The organism is Sphingomonas phyllosphaerae (assembly GCF_029623345.1).
GTDB lineage: Bacteria > Pseudomonadota > Alphaproteobacteria > Sphingomonadales > Sphingomonadaceae > Sphingomonas > Sphingomonas phyllosphaerae_C.
This window is the reverse complement of the sequence record NZ_JAPYKH010000004.1, coordinates 195,920-219,183: the sequence shown is the minus strand read 5'-3', so window position 1 is coordinate 219,183 and position 23,264 is coordinate 195,920. Positions and strand designations below refer to the sequence as shown.

Genomic DNA, 23,264 nt, shown 5'->3' with positions numbered 1-23,264 from the left:
TCAGCGTTAGCTGCTCAAAAGACCGACCGGGTGCCCCCCCGACTGCGTCACCGTTCGGGATCGCACCCCGGATCGGCACAACGCCTGTTGTCGATCTCACCTCGCTACGGGCGAGGGGTTAACAGCGTCAATCGACCAGCATCGTTTCAGCGACGAACCGTTCGGCGTCCGGGACGTCCAGTTCGATCACCCACAGGTCGGGGTCACGACGTCGTCGTAAACGCCAATAATCCTCGATCGCGGCCGAGTCGCCGTCACCCGGGCCGGCCGCGATCAGCACGTCGCGGTCGTCGATCCCGCGCATCCGCTCCACCGCGCGCAGCGAGCGACCCTCGCACAGCAGCACCAGCACCGCGCCTGACTGCGCCTCACCCGAGGCGCGCACCACCGCCATGCCGCCACTGTCGTTGACTCGCCTGAGCAGCGCGCCGACCGCGAGGTGGGTGGGCAGCCGCGCGCTCACGCCGCGGCCGCCGCATAGCCGGGCAGGCTGGCGAGCGCGATCCGCGAGCGCATGAAGGTGCCGGTGCCGCGCGCCACCTCCTCGCCGTCGGCGGCGACCAGCCGTGCCTCGGCGACGAAGACGCGCCGCTGCCCACTGATCCAGCGGCCCTCCGCCACCACCTCGCCCTCGCCAAGCGGGCGCGTGAGCAGCAGGCTGAATTGGGTGGTGAGCAGGAAGCGGTCGGTCACCAGGCTGTTGCACGCGTAGAAGGCGGCATCGTCGAGCATCTTGAAATAGCTGGTGCCGTGCGCCGCGCCGGCGGCGTGGAAGTGGCGCTGGTCAACGCGGAAGCGGATCCGCGCCACGCCGGGCTCCACGATCTCGAGCCGCGACTCGAACAGACGGTTGATCGGCGCCGCGGCGTACAGCGACTCGAGCGCGCGGTGATGCGCCACGGCCCCCTCAGGCGGCGTCACGCGTATCGTCCGCGGTGAGCAGCGCGTAGATTGCGTCGGGCGAGCCCGCGCCGCGCAGCTTGGCGACCAAGGTACGGTCACGGAAGCGCCGTGCCACGCGGGCCAGCGCCTTGAGATGCTCCCCGCCGGCATGGGGCGGCGACAGCATCGCCACCACCACGTCGACCGCGACGTCGTCCACCGCGGCGAAGCCGAGCGGCTGCGCCAGCCGCGCCACGATCAGCGCCACCCGCTGCATGCCCGCGAGCCGCGCGTGCGGGATCGCGACGCCGCCACCGAAGCCGGTCGACCCCTCCTTCTCGCGCGCGGACAGCCCCTCGGCGATCGCGCGCGCGTCCAGCCCCACCCAGGGCGCCGCGAGCGCGCCGAGCTGGGTGAAGAGAGCCTTCTTCGACGCCGCGGGCAATCCCACGACGACGAGCTCAGGCACGAGCAGGTCGCTCAGGTCAGTCGCCATGATCGACGCCACGTAGGTGGTCGCGCGCGCCTCAGCCAGCGCGCTGTGGTTCGACCCATCCGATTGTGCCGTCGCCGCGGCGATAGACCATGTTGTACGAACCCGTGCCGGCGTTGCGGAACAGCAGCGCCTGGGTGTTGCGCAGGTCGAGCATCATCACCGCGTCGGAGACGCTCGCCTCGGGCACGTCGACGCGGGTCTCGGCGATCACCAGCGGTGCGTCGCCCGCTTCCTCCTCGTCGGCCGACTCGGCGAAGAGCGTATAGCCGGCGTTGTCGTAACCGTTGCGCTCCTGCTCTGCCTCGACCGCGGCGTGGGCAGGCGTGCGATCCTTGAGTCGGCGGACGTAGCGACGCAGCTGCTTGTCGATCTTCTCGGCGGCACCGTCGAAAGCGAGATGCGCGTCATGCGCATCGTGGCGGCCCTTCAGCACCAGCCCGCGCGTCACGTGCGCGACGATATCGCAGGTGAAGCCATTGTCATGCGGCCCCTTGCCGAAGGTGGTCTCGGCCGAGATGGCACGCGCGAAATATTTGTCAGCGATACCCTGGAGCCGGTCCTGCACATGGGCCTTCAGCGCCTCGCCGATCGCCACCTGGTGACCTGATACCCGGATATCCATCACTTCTTCTCCATCGTTGCCGGTCGAGCCCCCGCCCGGCTGGTGCTAAGCGCGTCATCCGGACGCGTCGGCCCCCCATAGGGGTTCTTTGACCCCCTTCAGAAACGCGGCGTGCGCAGCCAGTTCCGCCGCGTTCGCCGAAAAGAGCCGCGGCGGACGCGCGCGGGCCTGAGTCGGCGCGCCGCTGGCGGTCGCCGCGCTCACCATGATCGGCTCGCTCACGAGGCCGAGCCCGATCTGCCGACCGCCCTGGAGCTCGACATACACCTGCGCGAGCAGCTGCGCGTCGAGCAGCGCACCGTGCAGCACGCGGTGGGAGCGATCGATGCCGTAGCGATTACAGAGCGCATCGAGCGTGTGCTTGGCGCCGGGGTGGCGGGTTCGCGCGAGCTGGAGCGTGTCGACCATGCGCGAGCGGCACACCGCGGTGCGGCCGCAGCGCTCGAGCTCGCCATTAAGGAAGGAAAAGTCGAAACCGGCGTTGTGCGCGATCAGCGGCGCGTCGCCGATGAACTCGAGCAAGGCCTCGACCGCGAGCGCAAATACCGGATGCTTGGAGAGGAAGTCGATGCGCAGGCCGTGGATCCGCGCGGCCTCTTCGGGCATGTCGCGCTCGGGGTGGAAGTACGCGTGGAAGGTACGCCCCGTCTCGCAGCGGTTGACCAGCTCGACGCAGCCGATCTCCACCATCCGGTCGCCGCCGACGAAGCTCAGCCCCGTGGTCTCGGTATCGAAGACGATCTCGCGCATGCGCAGCGTTATCGGCCCGCCGCGGCGTGGGCGCAAGCGATCAGGCGCAACACCGCCGCGCGCGTCTCGGCGAGCGGCACGTCGGTGGCGATCACCGCGTCGGCGCGCGCGCGCTTCTCGGCGTCGGGCAGCTGGCGCGCCAGGATGGAGTCGAGCTTGGCCGCGGTCATGCCCGGCCGCGCCAGTGTCCGTTCGCGCTGCACTGCCGGCGCGGCGGACACCACCGCGACCTGGTCGACCGCGGCGTCGCCCCCGGTCTCGAACAACAGCGGCACGTCGAGCACCACCAACGCTTCGGCGGCGTGACGCGCGAGAAAGGCGGCGCGCTCGGCCGCGACCGCGGGGTGAACGATCGCCTCCAAGTCGCGCAGCGCGACTTTGTCCCCCAGCACGGCGGCGCCGAGTGCGGCGCGGTCGACCCCCGAGGTGCCGGTGGTACCGGGAAAGCGCGCCGCGATCGCCGCGACCAGCGCACCGCCCGGCCCCTGCAGCCGGTGGACCACCGCGTCCGCGTCGAACACGGGCACGCCCGCCTCCGCGAACATCCGCGCCACCGTGGTCTTGCCCATGCCGATCGAGCCGGTGAGCCCGAGTACGATCATCGCGCGCTCACGCCAGCAGCAGCGCGCGCAGGTCGTCGTCGCGCTCACGCGGCGGCGCAGCACCGAAGAACAGCTCGAATGCGAGCGCGGCCTGACCGATCAGCATCTCCAGCCCGTCGACGGTGTCGAGCCCGCGCGCGCGCGCAGCGGCGAGCAGCGAGGTCTCGAGCGGGGCATAGACGATGTCATAGACGATCGCGTCCTCGGGCAGCGGGTCGAGGTCGAGCGCCAGCGGCGGCTGTCCCGCCATGCCGAGCGCGCTGGTGTTGACGAGCAGCGCCGTATCGGGGCGCAGCCGCGCCTCGAGCGAGAGCGCGTCGCCCTTGAGCCCAAAGCCGGCGAGCAGCGCGGCGCCCTTGAGCGGCGTGCGGTTGAGCAGGGTGATCCGCCCCACCCCCACCCTCGACAGCGCGAACAGCACCGCGCGCGCCGCGCCGCCCGCGCCGACCACCGTGACCGGCGCGCCGGAGAGGTCGAGGTCGGCGATCGGCGAGAGGAAGCCGGCGGCATCGGTATTGGTCGCGGCGAGCTTGCCCGACTCGTCGCGGAAGACGGTGTTGGCGGCACCGATCGACGCGCGCACCCCGCCGGGATCGGGGACATGGTCGAGCGCCGCGACCTTATGGGGCACGGTGACGTTGCAGCCGCGCCAGTCGGGATCGCGCGCGCGCTCCGTGAAGAAGCGGCCGAGATCGTCCGCGACCACACGCTCGGCGCGATAGTCGCCGGCGATCCCGAGCCGCTCGAGCCAGAAGCGGTGGATCAGCGGCGACTTGGAATGGGCGATCGGGTCGCCGATCACTTCGGCATAAGGGGTCGTCACGTCGGCAGCACCTCACGCGTGCGGAGATAGTCGAGCACCGGCAGCAGCGGCATGCCGAGCACGGTAAACTGGCTGCCCGACACCTTGGCGAAGAGCTGCACGCCGGGGCCTTCGATGCGGTAGCAGCCGACGCAGCCCGCGATCGCCGGCCATTCGGCGTCCAGATAGGTCTCGATGAACAAGTCGGACAGCGGGCGGACGACGATCCGCGCGGCATCGACCACGCGCCACACCGGCCGTCCGCCCTCGGCGATCACCGCCGCGCTGACGAGATCGTGGTGACGCCCCGACATGCGGCGGAGGTGATCGCGCGCCTCGTCGCGAGACTCCGGCTTGTCGAGCACGCTGCCGTCGTCGAGCACCGCGAGGCTGTCCGAGCCAAGCACCAGCGCCCCCGGGTGGCGCGCCGAGACCTTGAGCGCCTTGAGCTCGGCGAGCGCGTCGGCGAGGTCGCGCGGGCGCGCGCCCGCCATCGCCGCCTTGAGCGCGGCCTCGTCGGCGTACGCCGGCTCGGCGGTGAAGGGCACACCCGCGGCGGACAGCATGGCGGTGCGCGAGGCGCTCTGCGAGGCGAGGATCAGCATGGCGGTCAGTCCGTGGCGCGGGTGGCGGTGCCGCGGCGCTCGTTGACCAAGGCGATGATCGCCGCGGCGGTCTCCTCGATCGAGCGCCGCGTGACGTCGATCACGGGCCAGCCATTGTCGGCGAAGATGCGGCGCGCGAAGGCGATCTCGCGCGCCACCGCGTCCTGGTCGACGTAATCGGTCTCGGGCGCCTGGTTGAGCGAGAGCAATCGGTTGCGCCGCACCTGGATCAGCCGGTCGGCACTGGTCGTCAGCCCCACCACCAGCGGATAGTCGAGCGCGAACAGCGAGGCCGGCGGCGGGCTCTCGACCACGATCGGGATGTTGGCGGTCTTGTAGCCGCGGTTGGCGAGATAGATCGAGGTCGGCGTCTTGGACGATCGGCTCACCCCGGCGAGAACGATGTCGGCCTCCTCCCAGTCCTCGTGCGCGATCCCGTCGTCGTGCGCGATGGTGAACTGGATCGCATCGACGCGCGCGAAATAGGCCGCGTCGAGCACGTGCTGGCGGCCGGGGCGCGCCTTGGCCTGCTGGCCGAGCAGCATCGACAGCGCGTCGTTGACCGGGTCGAGCGGCGCCACCGTCGGCAGGCCGAGCGCGCGGCAGCGGCTCTCCAGCGCGGCGCGGGTGACCGGGTTCACGAGCGTGAACACGACGAGCCCGGGATTCTGCGCGATCTCCTGCAGGATGCGATCGAGGTGCATCTCGGTGCGCACCATCGGCCAGAAATGCCGCACCGTCTCGACGTCGTCATATTGCGCCAGCGCCGCCTTTGCGATGTTCTCCAGCGTCTCGCCGGTGGAATCGGAGAGCAGATGGAGGTGGAGGCGCACCATCCTCAGCCGCCTGGGGATCGAACTGTGGACAACATGGGGACGCGCGCTAGCGCAACTCACCCCCGCCGCCAAGCGAGCGTCTCCGCGGTGGATGAATCCGATTCCATCCACAATCTCGTCCGCAGCCGCGATGTTCCTCCACAGCCTGTGGATAGCGGGGACGAGGGGTCGCGAATCCCCGACTCCTCGTCGGACCCGCGCGGTCAAGCTGTTGGCATTTCCGGTGACGGCGGATTAAGCCACCGCAACCCACGCGCCATCCGCATCAACAACCTTCTTCAAGATTCTCTTATCTGAAGGGGGCGAGGACGATCTCACCCGTGCTTACTGCCTCGGACCAGACCACCAAATCGCTGTTGCGCACGCTTCGCGGCGAGCGGCAGGAGCGACCGCCGCTGTGGCTGATGCGCCAGGCCGGGCGCTATCTGCCGGAATATCGCGCGCTGCGGGCCGAGAAGGGCGGCTTTCTCGCGCTCGCGACCGATCCCGAAGCCGCGGCCGAGGTGACGCTCCAGCCGATCCGCCGCTTCGGCTTCGATGGCGCGATCCTCTTCTCCGACATCCTGATGGTACCGTGGGCGCTCGGGCAGGAGCTCAGCTTCGGCGCCGGCGAGGGGCCGCGGCTCGCGCCCGCGCTGGTCGACGCCGCGCTGGCGTCGCTCGAGCCGGCGCCCGCGCGGCTCGATCCGGTTTATGCCACGGTGCGGCGCGTCGCCGCCGCGCTGCCGCCGACAACGACCTTTCTCGGATTCGCCGGATCTCCCTGGACGGTGGCGACCTATATGGTCGCAGGCCAGGGCAGCCGCGACCAGGAGGAGACGCGGCTGTTCGCCTATCGCGATCCCGCCGCCTTCGCCACGATCATCGACGCGGTGGTCGCGCTCACGATCGACTATCTCGCCGCGCAGCTCGACGCCGGGGTCGAGGCGGTGCAGCTGTTCGACAGCTGGGCGGGCAGCCTCTCGCCCGAGCAGTTCGAGCGCTGGGTGATCACGCCCAACCGCGCGATCGTCGACGGCCTGCGCGCGCGGCGCCCGGGCGTCACGATCATCGGCTTCCCGAAGGGCGCGGGCGGCAAGCTCGCCGCTTATGCCGCGGGCACCGCCGTCGACGCGATCGGACTCGACGAGACCGTCGATCCCGGCTGGGCCGACCGCGTGCTGCCGCCCGGGCTGCCGGTGCAGGGCAATCTCGACCCGCTCGCACTCCGGATCGGCGGCGCCGCGCTGGACCGCGGAATCGACCGCGTGCTCGCTGCCTTCCCGGAGCGGCCGCACGTGTTCAACCTGGGCCACGGCATCGGCCAGCACACGCCGGTGGCGCACGTCGAGCATCTGGTCGCGCGCGTCCGCGGCGCGTAAGGGCGGGACATGAACATGGCGGGTTTCCTCGGCGCGACCTATGATTGGGTGAAGGCGGCGCACCTCATCTTCGTGATCTTCTGGATGGCGGGCATGTTCATGCTGCCGCGCTACCTCGTCTATCATCAGGAGGGTCTCGCCGACCCCGCTGAGGCGGCGCGCTGGGTCGAGCGCGAGGGCAAGCTGCGCGCGATCATCCTCACCCCGGCGATGATCCTGGTGTGGATCCTGGGTATTGCGCTCGCGCTCAACGCCGGCATCGCCGATGGCACGCCCGGCCTCGGCTGGCTCCACGCCAAGATCGCGCTGGTCGTGCTGCTGTCGGGCTATCACGGCTGGGCGGTGGGTTATGCGCGCAAGCTTGGCGCCGGCCGCGCCACGCTTTCCAACCGCGCGCTGCGGCTGGTCAACGAGGTGCCGGCGATCGCCGCGGTGCTGATCGTCATCTTGGTGATCGTGAAGCCGTTCTGAGCCGCGTGCGCCGGCTTGACTAAGCCGCGCACGACTCTTACCTCGCGGTCACGGCGCGACCGGTCCCGGTCTCCCGCCTCCTCTACAGCTTCGTATCTCGAGCGTATTCTTCGCCGGCCGAGCTTCCCCCCACTCCCGAGCACATCGGACACGTCTACATGCATCTCAAGGATTTGAAGAAGAAGGCCCCGGCCGACCTCGTGCAGCTCGCCGAGGAACTCGGGGTCGAGGGCGCGTCGACGCTGCGCAAGCAGGATCTGATGTTCGCCATTCTCAAGGTCCAGGCCGAGAACGGCGAGCAGATCATGGGCGAGGGCACGATTGAGGTGCTGCCCGACGGCTTCGGCTTCCTCCGTTCGGCGCAGGCCAATTATCTCGCCGGGCCGGATGACATCTACGTCAGCCCCAATCAGGTGCGGAAGCACGGGCTGCGCACCGGCGACACGGTCGAGGGCGAGATCCGCGGGCCCAAGGACGGCGAACGCTATTTCGCGCTGGTGAAGATCACGCAGGTCAATTTCGAGGATCCGGACCGCGTCCGACACCGCGTCAACTTCGACAATCTCACGCCGCTCTACCCTGACGAGCGACTCAAGATGGAGATCGAGGACCCGACGATAAAGGACAAGTCGGGCCGTGTGCTCGACGTCGTGGTGCCGATCGGCAAGGGCCAGCGCTGCCTCATCGTCGCGCCGCCACGCGTCGGCAAGACGATCATGATGCAGAACATCGCGCGCGCGATCAGCCACAACCATCCCGAGGTGTTCCTGCTCGTGCTGCTCATCGACGAGCGCCCCGAGGAAGTCACCGACATGTCGCGCACGGTGATCGGCGAAGTGGTCTCCTCCACCTTCGACGAGCCCGCGACGCGCCACGTGCAAGTCGCCGAGATGGTGATCGAGAAGGCCAAGCGCCTGGTCGAGCACAAGAAGGACGTGGTGATCCTGCTCGACAACATCACCCGCCTCGGCCGCGCCTACAACACCGTGGTGCCCTCATCGGGCAAGGTGCTGACCGGCGGCGTCGACGCCAACGCGCTGCAACGCCCCAAGCGCTTCTTCGGCGCGGCGCGCAACATCGAGGAGGGCGGCAGCCTCACCATCATCTCGACCTCGCTGATCGACACCGGCAGCCGCATGGACGAGGTGATTTTCGAGGAATTCAAGGGCACCGGCAACGCCGAGATCGTGCTGGACCGCAAGGTCGCCGACAAGCGCATCTTCCCCGCGATCGATGTCGGCAAGTCCGGCACGCGCAAGGAGGAACTGCTGGTCGAGAAGGACAAGCTCAGCAAGATGTGGGTGCTGCGCCGCATCCTGATGCAGATGGGCACCGTCGACGCGATGGAGTTCCTGCTTGGAAAGATGAAGGATTCCAAGACGAACGACGACTTCTTCGACTCGATGAACCAGTGAGCCGCGCGCGCGCCCGCGGTCGTCGGGGGCGTGCGTGACAGGCGGGTGAAAGCTCACCCGGCGTAGCAGGCGGCTACTTTTCGCGGGCGGTGCGTTGGTTCGACGTGCCGCCCGCTCGTATCTTCAGGGGAGTGATGTCGTGAGCCTGATCGCCATGCTGGTCGCCGCGGGGGCAGCCGTCGCGCCCCAGGGACCCGGGTCGCTCGGCGACATCTGGCAGCATATCGTCGCCGACTTCTCCAATCTCGGCGATCCCGCCGCGCTGGCCGCCTTCGGCTCGGTGCTGATGATCGACCTCGTGCTGGCCGGCGACAACGCGATCGTCGTCGGCGCACTCGCGGCGGGCCTGCCCTCGGATCAACGCAAGAAGGTGATCCTGATCGGCATCGGCGCCGCGCTGGTGCTGCGCATCTTCTTCGCGCTGATCGTGACCTGGCTGATGGGAATCGTCGGGCTGATCTTCGCCGGCGGCCTGCTGCTGCTGTGGGTGAGCTGGAAGTTCTGGCGCGAGATCCGCGCCGGCGGCCATCAGCCCGACGCTGAAGGCAACGGGGACGCCGCGGTGGCACCCGCACGCAGCTTTGTCGGCGCCGCCTGGGCGGTGGCGGTGGCGGACGTGTCGATGAGCCTCGACAACGTGCTCGCCGTCGCGGGCGCGGCGCGCGAGCATCCTGGCATCCTCGTCGTCGGCCTGCTGCTGTCGGTCGCGCTGATGGGGCTGGCGGCGAACTTCATCGCGCGGATCATCGATCGCTATCGTTGGATCGCCTATGTCGGCCTCGCCGTGATCCTCTTCGTCGCGGGCAAGATGATCCATGAGGGCTGGGTCGGCGCCGAGAACACGCCGGGGCTGGCGACGCTGTTCGGCTGAGGGGATCGCGTCGGGTTCACGGCGCGTTCAACGCCGCCGCGGCAGCACAAGCCGCGAAGATCACGGAGTGACGATGCGAACTTTCCTCCTGCCGCTGGCGGCGATCGCGGTGGTCGCCGCGCCGGCGAGCGCGCAGAGCGGCGACCTCGCCACGGTGCAACGGTTCCTCACCGTCGCCGAGACGATGACGGCCAATTTCAGCCAGACCGACCGCAACGGTCGCGTGCTGACGGGCGTGCTGACGCTCAAGAAGCCGGGCAAGATCCGCTTCCAATATGAGAAGGGCGTGCCGCTGCTCATCGTCAGCGATGGCAAGGCGTTCACCTTCATCGACTATTCGGTCAAGCAGGTGCAGCGCTGGCCGATCGGCAACTCGCCGCTCGGCGTGCTGATCGATCCGAGCCGCGACATTTCGCGCTACGCCAGGGTCGTTCCCTCGCCCAACCCAGACGTGCTGTCGGTCGAGGCGAACGATCCGAAACATCCCGAATTCGGTCGAATCACCATGGTGTTCGCGCGTGATGCCGCGGCGCCGGCGGGGCTGATGCTGCAGGGTTGGGTCGCGCTCGACAGCCAGGGCAACCGCACGACGATCCGGCTGAGCGGGCAGAAGTTCAACGCGCCGGTGAGCGACGCCGCGTTCCGCTGGACCGACCCGCGCCGGCAGGGCCGCAGCGGGTGACGAATTTCTACAATCCGTTCATCTGACTGACAGCTTAATTGTCCTAAATAAGAGCCGTGGGGGCGGACGCCTCGGGGATTTTCCCCCTGTTGCCCTGAGCCCTTCTCCCCCGCTTGCGTGATGAACGCTGTGTCGGCCCTCGCTCCATGCCCCCGGAGCGGGGGCCTTTCACGTTTGACGGCGGGGGTGTTTGCGCGACGCGAGCGACCGCCTATGTCGCGCGGCGTGAAGATCGTCTCCTGGAACATCAACTCGGTCCGCTTCCGCCTCGACATCGTCGAGCGCTTCCTGCGCGAGGCCGCCCCCGACATCCTGTGCCTGCAGGAGACCAAGGTGATCGACGCCGACTTCCCGATCGCGGGCTTCCGCGCGCTCGGCTACGAGCATGTCCTGCTCAACGGGCAGCGCATGCACCACGGCGTCGCGATCATCAGCCGCGTGCCGATCGAGGCGGACGAGCGGCTCGACTGGCAGGCGAATCGCGAGGCGCGTCACCTCGGCGTGCGGCTGCCCGGCGGCGTGCGGCTGGAGAATGTCTACGTCCCCGCCGGCGGCGACGTGCCCGACCGCGAGGTCAATCCGAAGTTCGGCCAGAAGCTTGACTTCGTCGAGCGGATGACGCGCTGGTCCGCGACGCTCGAGGTGCCCACCATCCTCACCGGCGACTTCAACATCGCGCCGTTGCCGAGTGACGTGTGGAGCCACAAGGCGCTGCTCAAGGTGGTGAGCCACACGCCCGTCGAGGTCGACGCGCTGGAGCGATTGCGCGCGTCGAACGACTGGGTCGACCTCGGTCGCCACTTCCACCCCGCGCCGGCGCGGCTCCACACCTGGTGGAGCTATCGCTCGCCCGACTGGACCAAGAACGACCGCGGGCGACGGCTCGACCATATGTGGGCCACCGCCGACGTCGCGCGCACCGCGACGGCACACACCGTCTTCGAACCCTGCCGCAGCTGGCTCAAGCCGAGCGACCACGTCCCGATCATGACCGAGTTTGCGTGGTGAACGAGACGAGCGCCGACCCGCGCGACGCCGCGCGCGCCATCGACGCGATGCGGCGCGGCTGGCCGATCGCGCTGCACGCGCCGGGCGAGCCGCCGCTGGTGCTGCTCGCGATCGAGACCGCCGACGCCGCCCGCCTCGCCGCCTTCGCTCCCGGGGACGCCTATGCGGTGCTGATCTCGGCCGGGCGGGCCGAGACGCTGACGCTCACCAACCAGCGTGCCGCCGCCGCGCCGGATTTGCCGGTGCTGATCGAGCGCGCCCCGTGGTTCGACATGGCGCTTGCCACCGCGCTGGCCGACCCGCAGCTCGATCTCGCCACCCCGCTCAAGGGCCCGTTTCGCACCGCCGCGCTGGCGAGCCCGGTCGCGGGCGCCGCGGCGTTGCGGCTGGCGCGGGTGGCCGGGCTGCTCCCCGCCTTCTTCACCGGCGGAATCGAGCCAGCGGTGGCGATCGACGTGGTCGCGATCGACGCGCATGAGGATGCCACCCGGCTCTCGATCGCGGTGCGCGCGCGGCTGCCGGTGGCGCAGGCGGAGAACGCCGAGATCGTCGCCTTCCGCTCGCCCGAGAGCGCCGACGAGCATGTCGCGCTGCTGATCGGCCAGCCGACCGGCGCGCCGCCGCTGGTGCGGCTGCACAGCGAGTGCCTGACCGGCGATGTGCTCGGCAGCCTCAAGTGCGACTGCGGCCCGCAGCTCGATGCCGCGATCCACCGCATCCGCAACGCCGGCTGGGGCATTCTGCTCTACCTGCGCCAGGAGGGGCGCGGCATCGGGCTGGTCAACAAGCTGCGTGCCTATGCGCTACAGGACCAGGGCCATGACACGGTCGACGCTAACACCCGCTTGGGCTTCGCGGTGGACGCACGCGACTTCGGCGTGGCGGCGCGGATGCTGGTGCTGCTCGGGCAGGAGCGCGTGCGGCTGCTGACCAACAATCCCGCCAAGGTCGCCGGGCTTGAGGCGGCGGGGGTGAGCGTCGTCGAGCGCGTGCCACATGCACTGCCGGCCAACCCGCACAACGCGCGCTATCTCGCGACCAAGCGCGACCGGACCGGGCACCAGTTCTGAGCGACCGGCACGCAAGGCTGTGGGGATCCTTCTCAGCCTTCCGACGCTTCGCGCGACCCTCTCCGTTGGGAGAGGGAAGGGTCCGCCGGGCGCGGCCGGCTAGGCGGAGAAAGGGTCAATTCTTCGAGCCGACGCCTTCCCCTACACCGTCGCGCCCAACAGCAGCTTGGGCAGGTCGCCGCTCTCGCCGCGTGCCTCGCTCATGAAGCGGTCCTTGAGCGGCGGGATGCGATCGACCGCGCTGATGCCGAAGCGGCGCACCGCGCTCGCCGCCCTGCCGGGGATTGCAAACAAACGGGTCAGCGTGTCGGTCGCTGCCGCCACCATGAAGGTGTCGAGCCCGCGCCATGCCTCGTAGCGGCGGAGCAGCTGCGCGTCGCCGGCGTCGAGCCCCAGCCGCCGCCCCTCGACCAGCACCTCGACCAGCGCCGCGACGTCGCGATAGCCGAGGTTCACCCCCTGCCCCGCGATCGGATGGATGCCGTGCGCCGCGTCGCCCACCAGCACCAGCCGCGTATCGGTCACACGCGCGGCGTGATGGAAGCCGAGCGGGTAGCTCGCGCGCGGGCTGGCGTGCGACAGCGCGCCGAGGAAGCCGCCCATGCTTTTCTCCGCCTCGGCAAGGAAGCCGCGGTCGCCGAGCTTGAGCATGCCTGCCGCCTGATCCGCCGCGACCGTCCACACGATCGCCGAGCGGTGCCCGACGGCGTCGTCCGGCAGCGGCAGCAGCGCGAACGGCCCCGCGGGGTAGAAGATTTCGTAGGCGACGTTCTCGTGGCTGCGCTCGTGGTGGAACGCGCCGACGATCGCGGCATGGTGATACTGCCAGCGCGCCACCGCGATCCCCGCCGCCTCGCGCGTCGGCGACTGGCGCCCCTCGGCGCCGACGAGCAGGTCCGACGTGACCATGCGCCCGTCCGACAGCGTCACGCGCACCCCGTCCTGATCGCGCTGCACCGTCGTGGCGTGCGTGCCCATGCGCAGATCGACCAGCGGCGCGGCGGTGACGGCATCGTACAGCGCGCGGCGGAGCAGCCGGTTCTCGTACATCGTGCCAAGCGCGGCATCGTCGGCGGCGGGGACGAAGTCGAGCTTGCCCGGAGCGAGGCCGTCGCTGACGCGAATATGGCGGATCGGGCAGCCTTGGCCGCGCAACGCCTCGCCCACGCCGATGGCGTCGAGCATGCGGTGGCTCGCGCTCGCCACCGCGGAGGCGCGCCCGTCGAACGCCGGCGCGAGCATCACCGCGGGATCGGCCGGGTCGACGACGATCGCGGAGAGGCCGTGGCGGTCGAGCGCGACCGCGAGCGCGCTGCCGACCAGCCCGCCGCCAAGGATAAGCACGTCTGCATGGTCCATGGCCCCTGCCCTACAGGGTCGCGCGCAGGCGCGAAAGGGCGGCTCTCTTGACGCGGACTCGCACTCGGCGGACAATGTGCACCGGGCATTTCAGACATCGCTGAGGACGAGAGCATGGCGACCAGGGCCGACGCGCCGCTGTGGCGCGAGACGGTGAAGGCGGGGGCGCTGCGCAGCGGCGCGCTGATCGTCGCGGTGGCGCTGTTCGCGCTGACGCTGGCGATGGCGGTGGCGCTGGCGAGCTATCATCCGAGCGACGCGGCGTTCAACACCGCGGCGGGGGGCGCGGGGGGCAATCTGCTGGGGGCGCCCGGCGCCTGGTTTGCGGATCTCGCGCTCACGCTGTTCGGACCGGCGGTGGCGCTGCTGCTGCCGGTGGCGCCGCTGGTGGCGGTGCGGCTGTGGCGTGAGCAGCCCGCCGGCGAGTGGCCGCGGATGCTGCGCGGCACCGTTCTGGCGGTGGCGCTGATGGCGGTGGCGCTCGGCTGCGTCGCGCCCGGCGCGGTGCCTGCGCTGCCGTTCGGCTGGGGCGGTGCGGTCGGGCTCGGCGTGGTCGCGGGGACGCGCTGGGCGCTGGGCTTGATCGGCGACGCGTCGGTGCGCTGGTGGGGCGTGGTCGCGCTCGGCGTGGTGAGCGGCATTGGCGGCGCCTTCCTGTGGGGCCGCAGCTTGGAGATCGACTTCGCTCGGCTCGCGCCGCGCGGTGGGCTCCGCCGTGCCCGCGGCGACACGGACGAGGCGTACGACGATGCGGACGCGCCGCTCGAGCGCGACGACGCGCCCGTGCTGGCGCGCCGCCCGGCACCCCGGGCGGTCGCCGAGCCCAACGACCGCCCCGCTCCCGTCATCAGCGACCGCACGCTCGCACCCTCGGCGGCGGCGCCCAAGCCGCAGCAGCGGCTCGACCTCCGCGACAGCTACACGCTGCCGGGGCTCGACCTGCTCACCCCCTCGCCCGCCAACCAGAGCAACCCGATCGACAAGGCCGCGCTGGAGCGTAACGCGCGCCTGCTCGAGACCGTGCTCGACGACTTCAACGTTAAGGGCAACATCACCGAGGTCCGTCCCGGCCCGGTGGTGACGATGTACGAGCTCGAGCCCGCGCCGGGGATCAAGGCCACGCGCGTGATCTCGCTCGCCGATGACATTGCGCGCAACATGTCGGCGATCTCGGCGCGCGTGGCGACTATCCCGGGACGCACCGTGATCGGCATCGAGCTGCCCAATGCCAGGCGCGAGATGGTCTCGCTCCACGAATTGGTGGCAAGCCAGGCGTTCGAGGACCAGTCGGCGCAGCTGCCGGTCATCCTGGGCAAGAACATCGCCGGTGATCCCGTCATCGCCGATCTCGCGCCGATGCCGCACCTGCTCGTCGCCGGCACCACCGGCTCGGGCAAGTCGGTCGGGCTCAACGGCATGATCCTGTCGCTGCTGTACCGGCTGACGCCGGACCAGTGCCGGATGATCATGATCGATCCGAAGATGCTCGAGCTGAGCATGTACGACGACATCCCGCACCTGCTCTCGCCCGTCGTCACCGACCCCGCCAAGGCGGTGCGCGCGCTCAAATGGGCGGTCGAGACGATGGAGGACCGCTACCGCCAGATGTCGTCGGTGGGCGTGCGCAGCCTCGCCTCGTTCAACGAGAAGGTCCGAGCGGCGCGCGTCAAGGGCGCGCCGCTCGGCCGCCGCGTGCAGACCGGCTATGGCGAGAACGGCCAACCGGTCTACGAGGAAGAGCAGCTCGATTACGACGTGCTGCCGCAGATCGTCGTTATCGTCGACGAGCTCGCCGACCTGATGATGACCGCGGGCAAGGAAGTCGAGTTCCTGATCCAGCGACTGGCGCAGAAGGCGCGCGCCGCGGGCATCCACCTGATCATGGCGACGCAGCGCCCCTCGGTCGACGTCATCACCGGCGTGATCAAGGCCAATCTGCCGACGCGCATCTCCTTCCACGTGACCAGCAAGATCGATTCTCGCACGATCCTGGGCGAGCAGGGCGCCGAGCAGCTGCTCGGGCGCGGCGACATGCTCTACATGCCCGGCGGCAAGGGCATCGTCCGCGTCCATGGCCCGTTCGTCAGCGACGACGAGGTGCGCGCGGTGACCGATCATTGGCGCGCGCAGGGCCAGCCCGATTACATCGAGTCGGTCACCGAGGAGCCGGCCGAGAGCTTCGCGCTGGAAGGCGCGCCGACCGGCGAGGATACGGCCGAGGACCAGCAGTATCGCGCCGCAGTGGCGATCGTATGCGGCAGCCAGAAGGCGTCGACCTCGTGGCTCCAGCGCCAGCTGCGCATCGGTTATAATTCGGCGGCGCGGCTGATCGAGCGAATGGAGAAGGAGGGCGTGGTGAGCCGGCCGGACCATGTCGGACGGCGCGAAGTGCTGCGCGACACGGATGGAAACCAGGTGTGAGGTGAGGAGGATGGCTGCGCAGCGGCTACGTTGGTGCACCTACAGCGCTAAGGTTCCGCCGCATCGGAGGAACGCTGCCCTCTCCCTTTGGACGGTAGGAAGGGAGGGCGGACCATCCCCTCAATCCACCCGCATCGCCTCCGCCGCCAGCGCCTCGGCCTCGATCAGCAGCGAGTCATCGGCGCTGCCCGTCGCCACCTTCTCGCGCCCGATCAGCGTCAGCACCGGCACCGCCAGCGGCGTGACGCGCGGCAGGTCGACGTGCACCATCGTGTCGGCGGCGCGGTCGAGCAGATGCGCAAGTCGTCCGACGTCGGTCATGCGCGCGCGCGCGTCGGCCCACGCCGCCTGGAGCAGCACGTGGCCGGGCTCATATTGGCGCAGCACGTCGTAGATCAGGTCGGTCGAGAAGGTCACCTGCCGCCCGGTCTTGCGCTTGCCGGGATGTTGGCGCTCGACCAGCCCGCCGATCACCGCCACCTCGCGGAAGGCGCGCTTGAGCAGGTGCGAGCGCTCGACCCATTCGACGAACTCATGCTCGAGGATGTCGGCGGAGAACAACGCCGCCGGATCGGTCACCTTCTCCAAACCGTAGCAGGCGATCGCATAATCGTTGGCGACGAAGCCGAGCGGCCTGAGCCCGAGCGTCTCCATCCGCTTGGTCACCAGCATGCCGAGCGACTGGTGCGCGTTCCAGCCCTCGAAGCTGTAGGCGACCATGTAGTGGCGCCCCTCGCGCGGGAAGGTTTCCACCAGCAATTGCTCGGGCGCGGGCAGCGTCGAGCGGCGCGACTGGATCTCGAGCCAGTCGCGCACGTCGGCGGGGAAGCGGTGCCACTCGCCCGGCTCGGCGAGGAAACGCCGCACGCGCGAGGCGAGGTTGGTCGATAGCGGCATGCGGCTGCCGCCGTAGGTCGGGATCCGCGCCGGCCGGCTGGTGGCGCGGACGATCAGGTCCTCGGTGTCGATCTTCTCAACCTCGAGGCTCAGCCCGGCGAAGAAGAAGGTGTCGCCGTGGCTCAGCGTCGCGGCGAACCCCTCCTCCACCTTGCCGAGCGCGCGCCCGTTGCGGAAGCGGACCTTGAGCATCGTCGCCTCGACGATGATCCCGGCGTTGAGGCGATGCTGCGCGACGAAGCGCGGGTGGCTGACGCGCCACGTCCCGTCTAAATCCTGCGTCAATCGCTTGAACCGGTCGTACACCTTGAGCGAATAGCCGCCGTCGCGGATGAACCCGAGCACGCGCTCGAACAGCTCGTCGCTCAGCGCGGAATACGGCAGCGCCGAGCGCACCTCCGCCAGCATCGCCGCCTCGGCGAAGGGCGCGGCGCAGGCGCACGCCATCACATGCTGCGCCAGCACGTCGAGCGCGCCCATGCGGAAGACATCGGCGTCGAGCTCGCCCGCCTCCACCGCGTCGAGCGCGGCGCGCGCCTCGAGATATTCGAAGCGGTTGCCGGGCACGACGATCGCCTCGCTAGGCACATCGAGCCGGTGGTTGCTGCGCCCGATCCGCTGCAGCAGCCGCGACGAACCCTTGGGCGCGCCCATCTGGATCACGCAGTCGACGTCGCCCCAGTCGACGCCGAGGTCGAGGCTGGCGGTCGCCACCAAAGCGCGCAGCCGCCCCGCCGCCATCGCTCCCTCGACCTTGCGGCGCGCCTCCTTCTCGAGGCTGCCGTGGTGGATGCCGATCGGCAGCTGCATCGCGTTGGCCTTCCACAGGTCCTGGAAGATCAGCTCGGCGAGGCTGCGGGTGTTGCAGAAGACGATCGAGGTGCGGTGGGTCTCGATCTCGGCCATCACCTGCTCGGCGGCGTAGCGGCCGGAATGGCCCGCCCAGGGGACGCGGTCCTCGGGAAGCAGGATGGCGATGTCGGGGTCGGGGCCGGGCTCGCCCTCGACCAAAGCGACCTGGTCGATGTCGCCGTCAGGGGCGAGCCAGGCGCGATAGCCGTCGGGATCGGCGACGGTGGCGGAGAGCGCGACGCGACGGCACGCCGGCGCGATCGTCTGAAGTCGCGCCATGCACAGCGACAGCAGATCACCGCGTTTGCCGGTGGCGAAGGCGTGGACCTCGTCGACCACGATCGTGCGCAGCCCCGCGAACATGGAGAAGCTGTCGGGATAGCTCAGCAGCAGCGACAGCGACTCAGGCGTGGTCAGCAGGATCTGCGGCGGGCGGATGCGCTGGCGCGCCTTGCGGTCGGAGGGCGTGTCGCCGGTGCGCGTCTCGACGCGGATGTCGGCGCCCATCTCGTCGATGGGAGTGACAAGGTTGCGCTGGATGTCGACCGCCAGCGCCTTGAGCGGCGATACGTAGAGCGTGTGGAGGCCCTCGCTGGGCGTCTCGATCAGCTCGGCGAGCGTCGGCAGGAAACCAGCCAGTGTCTTGCCGGCGCCGGTCGCGGCGATGAGCAGCGCGTGGCGGCCCGCGCGCGCCTCGTCGAGCATGTCGAGCTGGTGGCGACGTGGCTGCCACCCGCGTCGCGCGAACCAGTCGGAGAGGAGCGGGGGAAGCGCGGCCAAGGTCAACGAGATGTAGCGACGCGACCGCTCGCGGCAAGGTGCGCCAACACGCCCCTAGTTCCAGGCCTCCTCGCCCGCGTCAGGGCGTGCGCGCGCGATCCTCGGCCGACTGCTCCTTGTAGAGCGCCCGCGTCGCCTCCTCGGTGCGCGCCTCGTCGTGGCGGCTACGGCGATTGCGCAGGATCGCGAACAGCAGCGCCGCGACCAGGATGATCGGCCCGGCGATTACCACGAAGCTCCACAGGCCATCGCCCGCCATGTCACTCTCCGTCCGCTGTTTCTTGCCCCGCTAACGTCCCCGCGGTGAACTTCGATCCGCCGCCGCGGTTGTTCCCGCCATGGCGACCCGCGCACCGGCACTCGGCGACTGGCTCGAGCCGTACCCCAACGGCATCTACGTGCGCCCGGCGGACGCCTGGATCGATCCCTCCACGCCCGAGCCGCGCGCGCTCGTCACCCACGGCCACGCCGACCACGCGCGCGGCGGTCACGGCGAGGTTTGGGCGACCCCCGAGACGCTCGCGATCATGGCCGCGCGCTACGGCGAGCAGACCGGGCGCCCGGTCGCCTACGGCGAGACGATCCGGCTCGGCGAGGTCGAGATCGGCTTCGTTCCCGCGGGCCATGTGCTGGGCTCGGCGCAGATCGTGCTCGACCACCGCGGCGAGCGCGTCGTCGTCTCGGGCGATTACAAGCGCCGCGCCGACCCGACCTGCGCGGCGTTCGAGCCGGTGGCGTGCGACGTCTTCGTCACCGAGGCGACCTTCGGTCTGCCGGTCTTCCGTCATCCCGACACCGGCGACGAGATCGACAAATTGCTCGAGCGGCTCCACGCCAATCCCGAACGCTGCGTCGTCGTCGGTGCCTACGCGCTCGGCAAGGCGCAGCGCGTGATCGCCGAGCTGCGCGCGCGCGGGCATGCGGCGCCGATCTATCTCCACGGCGCGCTCCAGCGGCTGTGCGACTTGTACGAGGAGCTCGGCGTGCGACTCGGCGAGCTGCGCCCCGCCACCGGGGCGGCCAAGGCGGACATGGCCGGGCACGTCGTGATGTGCCCGCCCTCGGCGCTCAACGACCGCTGGGCGCGCCGCCTGCCCGATCCGATCACCGCGATGGCGAGCGGCTGGATGCGGGTGCGCCAACGCGCGCGGCAGAAGAACGTCGAGCTGCCGCTGATCCTCTCCGACCACGCCGACTGGGACGAGCTGACCGCGACGCTGACCGAGATCGCGCCCAAGGAGGTGTGGGTGACTCACGGGCGCGAGGAGGCGCTGGTCCACTGGTGCATGACACGCCAGATCCGCGCGCGCGCGCTGGCGCTGTCGGGGTTCGAGGACGAGGACGACTGAAGAGGGGGTGGCGGCGTTCGCCTTTGTTGAGGCGCTAGTTTGTTCAGGCGCTAGGTTGCGCCCGATGACCGCACGCGCTTGCCCCTGCCCTCGTCAGGCGATTAGACAGCGACACTCACGTAAAAATTGGGGGAACATCATGCGCCTCGGTCTCGCCACCGCCTTGCTCGCTGCCGTCGCCCTGCCCGCCGCCGCGCAGGAGAAAGATGCGGCGGCCTCCAAGCAGCCAGCCAAGACCAATGCCGAGGCGCAGAAGGCGGCGGTCGAAGGCGCCTATGCCAACGCGCCGGTCGACGAGCGTGAGGAGCGGTCGAAGGGTGCGGTGACGGTCGGCGGCCGCAAGCTCGGCTATACCGCCACCGCCGGTACGCTGACGCTGCGCGACCTCGAGGGCAAGCCGACCGCCTCGATGTTCTACACCGCCTACACGCTCGACGGGACGAAGCCGGGCACGAAGCGGCCGATCACCTTCTTCTACAACGGCGGGCCGGGCAGCCCGACCTTCTGGCTCCACATGGGCTCGTTCGCGCCGGTGCGGCTGCAGACGGGCAACCCCGAGTTCATCCGGCCCGCGCCCTATGACTTCGGCCCCAATCCATACACCTTGCTCGACAAGACCGACATGGTCTTCCTCGACGCGATCGGTGCCGGCTATTCGCGCCCGCTCGGCGACATGAAACCGGGCGCTTTCTACGGCGTCGACGAAGACGCCGACGCGTTCGCCAAGGCGATCCTGCGTTACGCCACCAAATACGGCCGGTGGAACTCGCCGAAGTTCATTTTCGGCGAGAGCTACGGCACGCTGCGGTCGGGCGCCCTGGCCTATCAGCTGCAGGACCGCGGCATGGCGCTCAACGGCGTGGTGCTGCTCAGCTCGATCATGAACTATGGCTATCGCCAGCCCGGGCTCGACCAGGTGTATCTAAACTATCTGCCGAGCTACGCCGCCACCGCTTGGTACCACAACCGGCTGGCGAACCGACCCGCCGACGTCGCCACGATCGTCCAGCAGGCGCGCGACTTCGCGGTCGGGCCCTATATGTCGGCCCTCGCCAAAGGGCAGAACATCTCGGACGCCGAGCGCGATCAGGTCGCGCAGCGGATGAGCGAGCTGATCGGCCTCTCGCCCGACTTCATCCGCCGCGCCAACCTGCGGATCGACCTGCCGCGCTTCCAGAAGGAGCTGCTGCGCGGCACGCGCCAGACGATCGGCCGTTTCGACTCACGCTATATGGGCACCGACAGTGACGCCGCGGGCGAGCGCCCCGAAACCGACGTCTCCTCCGATGCGATCTCTGGCGCGTTCATCGCCACCTTCACCGACTATGTGACCCACCAGCTCGGCTACAAGACCGACATGCCCTACCGCCTCTCCGCACGCGACGCGGCGGGCTGGACGTGGAACTGGAAGCACGAGTCGCCGCTGCGCGGGGCGGGGCCGCAGAACAATCCCAACACCGCGGTCGACCTCGCCGCGGCGATGCGCGCCAACCCCTATCTCCAGGTACTGTCGATGAACGGCTGGTACGACATGGCGACGCCTTTCTTCGGTACCGAGAACGACCTCGGCCACATGATGCTCGAGCCGAGCCAGCGCGGGAACCTGCGCTTCACTTATTACCCCTCCGGGCACATGGCCTATCTCAATCCCGAGGCGCTGACGGCGATGAAGCGCGACCTGTCGGGTTGGTATGACCGCGCGCTCGCGGTGGCGCGCTCGGACGTGCCCCCGGCGCGCGGGTCGGTCTCGACGGCGGAAGGGCCGGGGTCGTCGCCCAACTGAGTGGGCGTCGTTCCCTCCCGTCCCACTGCCGTCGAGGAGGACAGGAGTTTCGGCGAGCGCCAGCTAACCTCCTGTCCGTCCACGCGAAGGCGCATTTACTAAGCGCTTAACCATGGGCAGAGGCGGCTCATGCCCGCCCTCCCCTCGCGCGTTCTCCTCGCGCTTCTCGCCGCGCTCGCGGCCATCCTCCCCGCGCCCGCGCTCGCCTGGGGCAAGACCGGACATCGCGTCGTCGCGCAGGTCGCCGACGCGCGGCTCACCCCGCGCGCGCGCCGGGCGGTGAAGGCGATCCTCGGGGTCGAGACGCTGGCGGAGGCGGCGAACTGGCCCGATACGATGAAGTCGGACCCATCGCCTTTCTGGCAGCGCCAGGCGTCGCCATGGCATTATGTCACCGTGCCGATCGGCAAGATCTACGCCGATGTCGGTGCCCCGCCGGAGGGCGATGCGGTCACCGCGCTCACCCGCTTCAGCGCCACGCTGCGCGACCCGCGCGCGCCGCTCGCCGAGCGGCAGGCGGCGCTGCGCTTCGTCGTCCATCTCGTCGGCGACCTGCATCAGCCGCTCCACACCGGCAACGGCAGCGACCGCGGCGGCAACGATCGCAAGGTCACCTTCTTCGGCCGCGCCACCAACCTCCACACGGTGTGGGATTCGGGGTTGGTCGACGACGAGCAGCTCTCCTTCACCGAGCTGTCGACCTGGCTCGGCGCGCGAATCACGCGGGCAGAGGCACGAGACTGGGCGGCGACCGATCCGCGCGTCTGGATCGCCGAGAGCGCGGCGCTGCGCGACCGGATCTACCCCGCGGCGGGGCAGGACGCGCTGTCCTACGCCTATGTCTACGAGAACACGCCGCGGATGGAACTCCAGCTGGAGAAAGGCGGGGTGCGGCTTGCCGCCTATCTCAACCTGCTGTTCGCCCAGCGGCGCCGCTGAGTCACAGCAGCGCGAGCATGCTCAGCTCGGCCGCGAGCGCGGGCGGCAGCGCCGCAATACCTTCGCCCGCGGCCCCGCCGACATCGACCGGCGCGTCGCTCGCCTCGAGGTAGCGCCAGCCCTGGTGCGCGCGGCGCGGCAACGCCAGGACGAGCCGCAGCTCGGGATCGATATGGATCGCCACACGCCCGCCTTCCGCCTCGCCGAAGCGCAGGATCGGCGAGCGCGCCACCAGCTGGTGCTTGATGATCCAGTAGAGCGAGCCCTGCCCCGCCACCTCCTCGTGGCGCTTGGGCAGGTAGCGCGTCGTCAGGAACACGGGGCCGGCGGCGGCGCGCGCACGGAGCCGCTCGGCGAGCAGGTCGACGCTCGCCGCGCCGAACGCGACCTTGGTGAGATGGAGCGGCATGC

Annotated in this window: 24 protein-coding genes; 11 read left to right on the top strand and 13 right to left on the bottom strand. The window is 69.9% G+C overall.

Annotated elements, in window-relative coordinates:
- Positions 1-127 precede the first annotated feature (127 nt).
- Genes QBJ89_RS06045 through QBJ89_RS06005 form a run of 9 tightly spaced genes read right to left on the bottom strand, consistent with a single transcriptional unit; the run spans position 128 to position 5,595 of the window.
- The gene (locus QBJ89_RS06045) at positions 128-463 is read right to left on the bottom strand and encodes a DUF1491 family protein (protein WP_277979623.1); all 336 of its coding nucleotides are present in this window, start codon (positions 461-463) and stop codon (positions 128-130) included.
- Positions 460-921 (bottom strand): PaaI family thioesterase, encoded by a 462-nt coding sequence (locus QBJ89_RS06040; RefSeq protein ID WP_277979622.1) that lies wholly within the window; start codon positions 919-921, stop codon positions 460-462. The genes QBJ89_RS06045 and QBJ89_RS06040 overlap by 4 nt, the downstream gene beginning before the upstream one ends.
- Complete coding sequence (locus tag QBJ89_RS06035; protein WP_277979621.1) at positions 908-1,378, bottom strand: PTS sugar transporter subunit IIA; 471 nt, start codon at positions 1,376-1,378, stop codon at positions 908-910. The genes QBJ89_RS06040 and QBJ89_RS06035 overlap by 14 nt, the downstream gene beginning before the upstream one ends.
- A 31-nt stretch (positions 1,379-1,409) precedes the next feature.
- On the bottom strand, positions 1,410-2,000 hold the full coding sequence (gene hpf, locus QBJ89_RS06030; RefSeq protein ID WP_277979620.1) for a ribosome hibernation-promoting factor, HPF/YfiA family: 591 nt from the start codon (positions 1,998-2,000) through the stop codon (positions 1,410-1,412).
- A 54-nt stretch (positions 2,001-2,054) separates the two neighbouring features.
- Positions 2,055-2,750, bottom strand: coding sequence for a DNA polymerase III subunit epsilon (dnaQ, locus tag QBJ89_RS06025; RefSeq protein ID WP_277979619.1), 696 nt, complete (start codon positions 2,748-2,750; stop codon positions 2,055-2,057).
- 8 nt (positions 2,751-2,758) lie between these two features.
- Positions 2,759-3,352, bottom strand: a complete 594-nt coding sequence (gene coaE / locus QBJ89_RS06020) for a dephospho-CoA kinase (protein ID WP_277979618.1) — start codon at positions 3,350-3,352, stop codon at positions 2,759-2,761.
- Positions 3,353-3,359: 7 nt separating this feature from the next.
- Positions 3,360-4,175 (bottom strand): shikimate dehydrogenase family protein, encoded by an 816-nt coding sequence (locus QBJ89_RS06015; RefSeq protein ID WP_277979617.1) that lies wholly within the window; start codon positions 4,173-4,175, stop codon positions 3,360-3,362.
- Positions 4,172-4,759, bottom strand: coding sequence for a Maf family protein (locus tag QBJ89_RS06010; protein ID WP_277979616.1), 588 nt, complete (start codon positions 4,757-4,759; stop codon positions 4,172-4,174). The genes QBJ89_RS06015 and QBJ89_RS06010 overlap by 4 nt, the downstream gene beginning before the upstream one ends.
- Positions 4,760-4,764: 5 nt before the next feature.
- The gene (locus tag QBJ89_RS06005; RefSeq protein WP_277979615.1) at positions 4,765-5,595 is read right to left on the bottom strand and encodes a pyruvate, water dikinase regulatory protein; all 831 of its coding nucleotides are present in this window, start codon (positions 5,593-5,595) and stop codon (positions 4,765-4,767) included.
- A 320-nt stretch (positions 5,596-5,915) separates the two neighbouring features.
- Here QBJ89_RS06005 and hemE point away from each other — a divergent pair, with 320 nt between their 5' ends.
- The 7 genes from hemE (at position 5,916) to ribA (ending at position 12,473) form a co-directional block, all read left to right on the top strand.
- Entirely contained in the window at positions 5,916-6,956 is a 1,041-nt protein-coding gene (hemE, locus tag QBJ89_RS06000; protein WP_277979614.1) for a uroporphyrinogen decarboxylase, read from the top strand.
- A 15-nt stretch (positions 6,957-6,971) separates the two neighbouring features.
- Positions 6,972-7,427: a CopD family protein gene (locus QBJ89_RS05995; protein ID WP_277979693.1), complete on the top strand. Its 456-nt coding sequence runs from the start codon at positions 6,972-6,974 to the stop codon at positions 7,425-7,427.
- A gap of 158 nt (positions 7,428-7,585) precedes the next feature.
- Positions 7,586-8,842, top strand: coding sequence for a transcription termination factor Rho (gene rho, locus QBJ89_RS05990; RefSeq protein WP_219755693.1), 1,257 nt, complete (start codon positions 7,586-7,588; stop codon positions 8,840-8,842).
- Between the two features lie 154 nt (positions 8,843-8,996).
- Positions 8,997-9,713, top strand: coding sequence for a TerC family protein (locus QBJ89_RS05985; RefSeq protein ID WP_277979692.1), 717 nt, complete (start codon positions 8,997-8,999; stop codon positions 9,711-9,713).
- 73 nt (positions 9,714-9,786) lie between these two features.
- Positions 9,787-10,395, top strand: a complete 609-nt coding sequence (locus tag QBJ89_RS05980; RefSeq protein ID WP_277979613.1) for a LolA family protein — start codon at positions 9,787-9,789, stop codon at positions 10,393-10,395.
- Between the two features lie 225 nt (positions 10,396-10,620).
- On the top strand, positions 10,621-11,403 hold the full coding sequence (locus QBJ89_RS05975; RefSeq protein ID WP_431522514.1) for an exodeoxyribonuclease III: 783 nt from the start codon (positions 10,621-10,623) through the stop codon (positions 11,401-11,403).
- A gap of 47 nt (positions 11,404-11,450) precedes the next feature.
- Positions 11,451-12,473, top strand: coding sequence for a GTP cyclohydrolase II (gene ribA, locus QBJ89_RS05970; protein ID WP_277979691.1), 1,023 nt, complete (start codon positions 11,451-11,453; stop codon positions 12,471-12,473).
- Positions 12,474-12,614: 141 nt separating this feature from the next.
- On the opposite strand, the gene QBJ89_RS05965 is transcribed toward ribA, so the two are convergent.
- Positions 12,615-13,832 carry a UbiH/UbiF/VisC/COQ6 family ubiquinone biosynthesis hydroxylase gene (locus QBJ89_RS05965; protein ID WP_277979611.1) on the bottom strand — a complete coding sequence of 406 codons (1,218 nt, stop codon included), beginning with the start codon at positions 13,830-13,832 and terminating at the stop codon, positions 12,615-12,617.
- Between the two features lie 114 nt (positions 13,833-13,946).
- Here QBJ89_RS05965 and QBJ89_RS05960 point away from each other — a divergent pair, with 114 nt between their 5' ends.
- Positions 13,947-16,253, top strand: coding sequence for an FtsK/SpoIIIE family DNA translocase (locus QBJ89_RS05960; RefSeq protein ID WP_277979610.1), 2,307 nt, complete (start codon positions 13,947-13,949; stop codon positions 16,251-16,253).
- 120 nt (positions 16,254-16,373) lie between these two features.
- Here QBJ89_RS05960 and QBJ89_RS05955 read toward each other — a convergent pair whose 3' ends face one another.
- Positions 16,374-18,782 (bottom strand): ligase-associated DNA damage response DEXH box helicase, encoded by a 2,409-nt coding sequence (locus QBJ89_RS05955; RefSeq protein ID WP_277979609.1) that lies wholly within the window; start codon positions 18,780-18,782, stop codon positions 16,374-16,376.
- A gap of 79 nt (positions 18,783-18,861) precedes the next feature.
- Complete coding sequence (locus QBJ89_RS05950; RefSeq protein WP_223011731.1) at positions 18,862-19,041, bottom strand: hypothetical protein; 180 nt, start codon at positions 19,039-19,041, stop codon at positions 18,862-18,864.
- A 79-nt stretch (positions 19,042-19,120) separates the two neighbouring features.
- On the opposite strand from QBJ89_RS05950, the gene QBJ89_RS05945 reads away from it, so the two are divergent.
- The 3 genes from QBJ89_RS05945 (at position 19,121) to QBJ89_RS05935 (ending at position 22,853) form a co-directional block, all read left to right on the top strand.
- Entirely contained in the window at positions 19,121-20,131 is a 1,011-nt protein-coding gene (locus QBJ89_RS05945) for a ligase-associated DNA damage response exonuclease (protein WP_277979608.1), read from the top strand.
- A gap of 139 nt (positions 20,132-20,270) precedes the next feature.
- On the top strand, positions 20,271-21,914 hold the full coding sequence (locus QBJ89_RS05940) for a S10 family peptidase (protein ID WP_277979607.1): 1,644 nt from the start codon (positions 20,271-20,273) through the stop codon (positions 21,912-21,914).
- A 129-nt stretch (positions 21,915-22,043) separates the two neighbouring features.
- Positions 22,044-22,853, top strand: a complete 810-nt coding sequence (locus tag QBJ89_RS05935; RefSeq protein ID WP_277979606.1) for a S1/P1 nuclease — start codon at positions 22,044-22,046, stop codon at positions 22,851-22,853.
- Between the two features lies 1 nt (position 22,854).
- On the opposite strand, the gene QBJ89_RS05930 is transcribed toward QBJ89_RS05935, so the two are convergent.
- On the bottom strand, positions 22,855-23,262 hold the full coding sequence (locus tag QBJ89_RS05930; protein ID WP_277979605.1) for a DUF1489 family protein: 408 nt from the start codon (positions 23,260-23,262) through the stop codon (positions 22,855-22,857).
- Between the last annotated feature and the right edge of the window lie 2 nt (positions 23,263-23,264).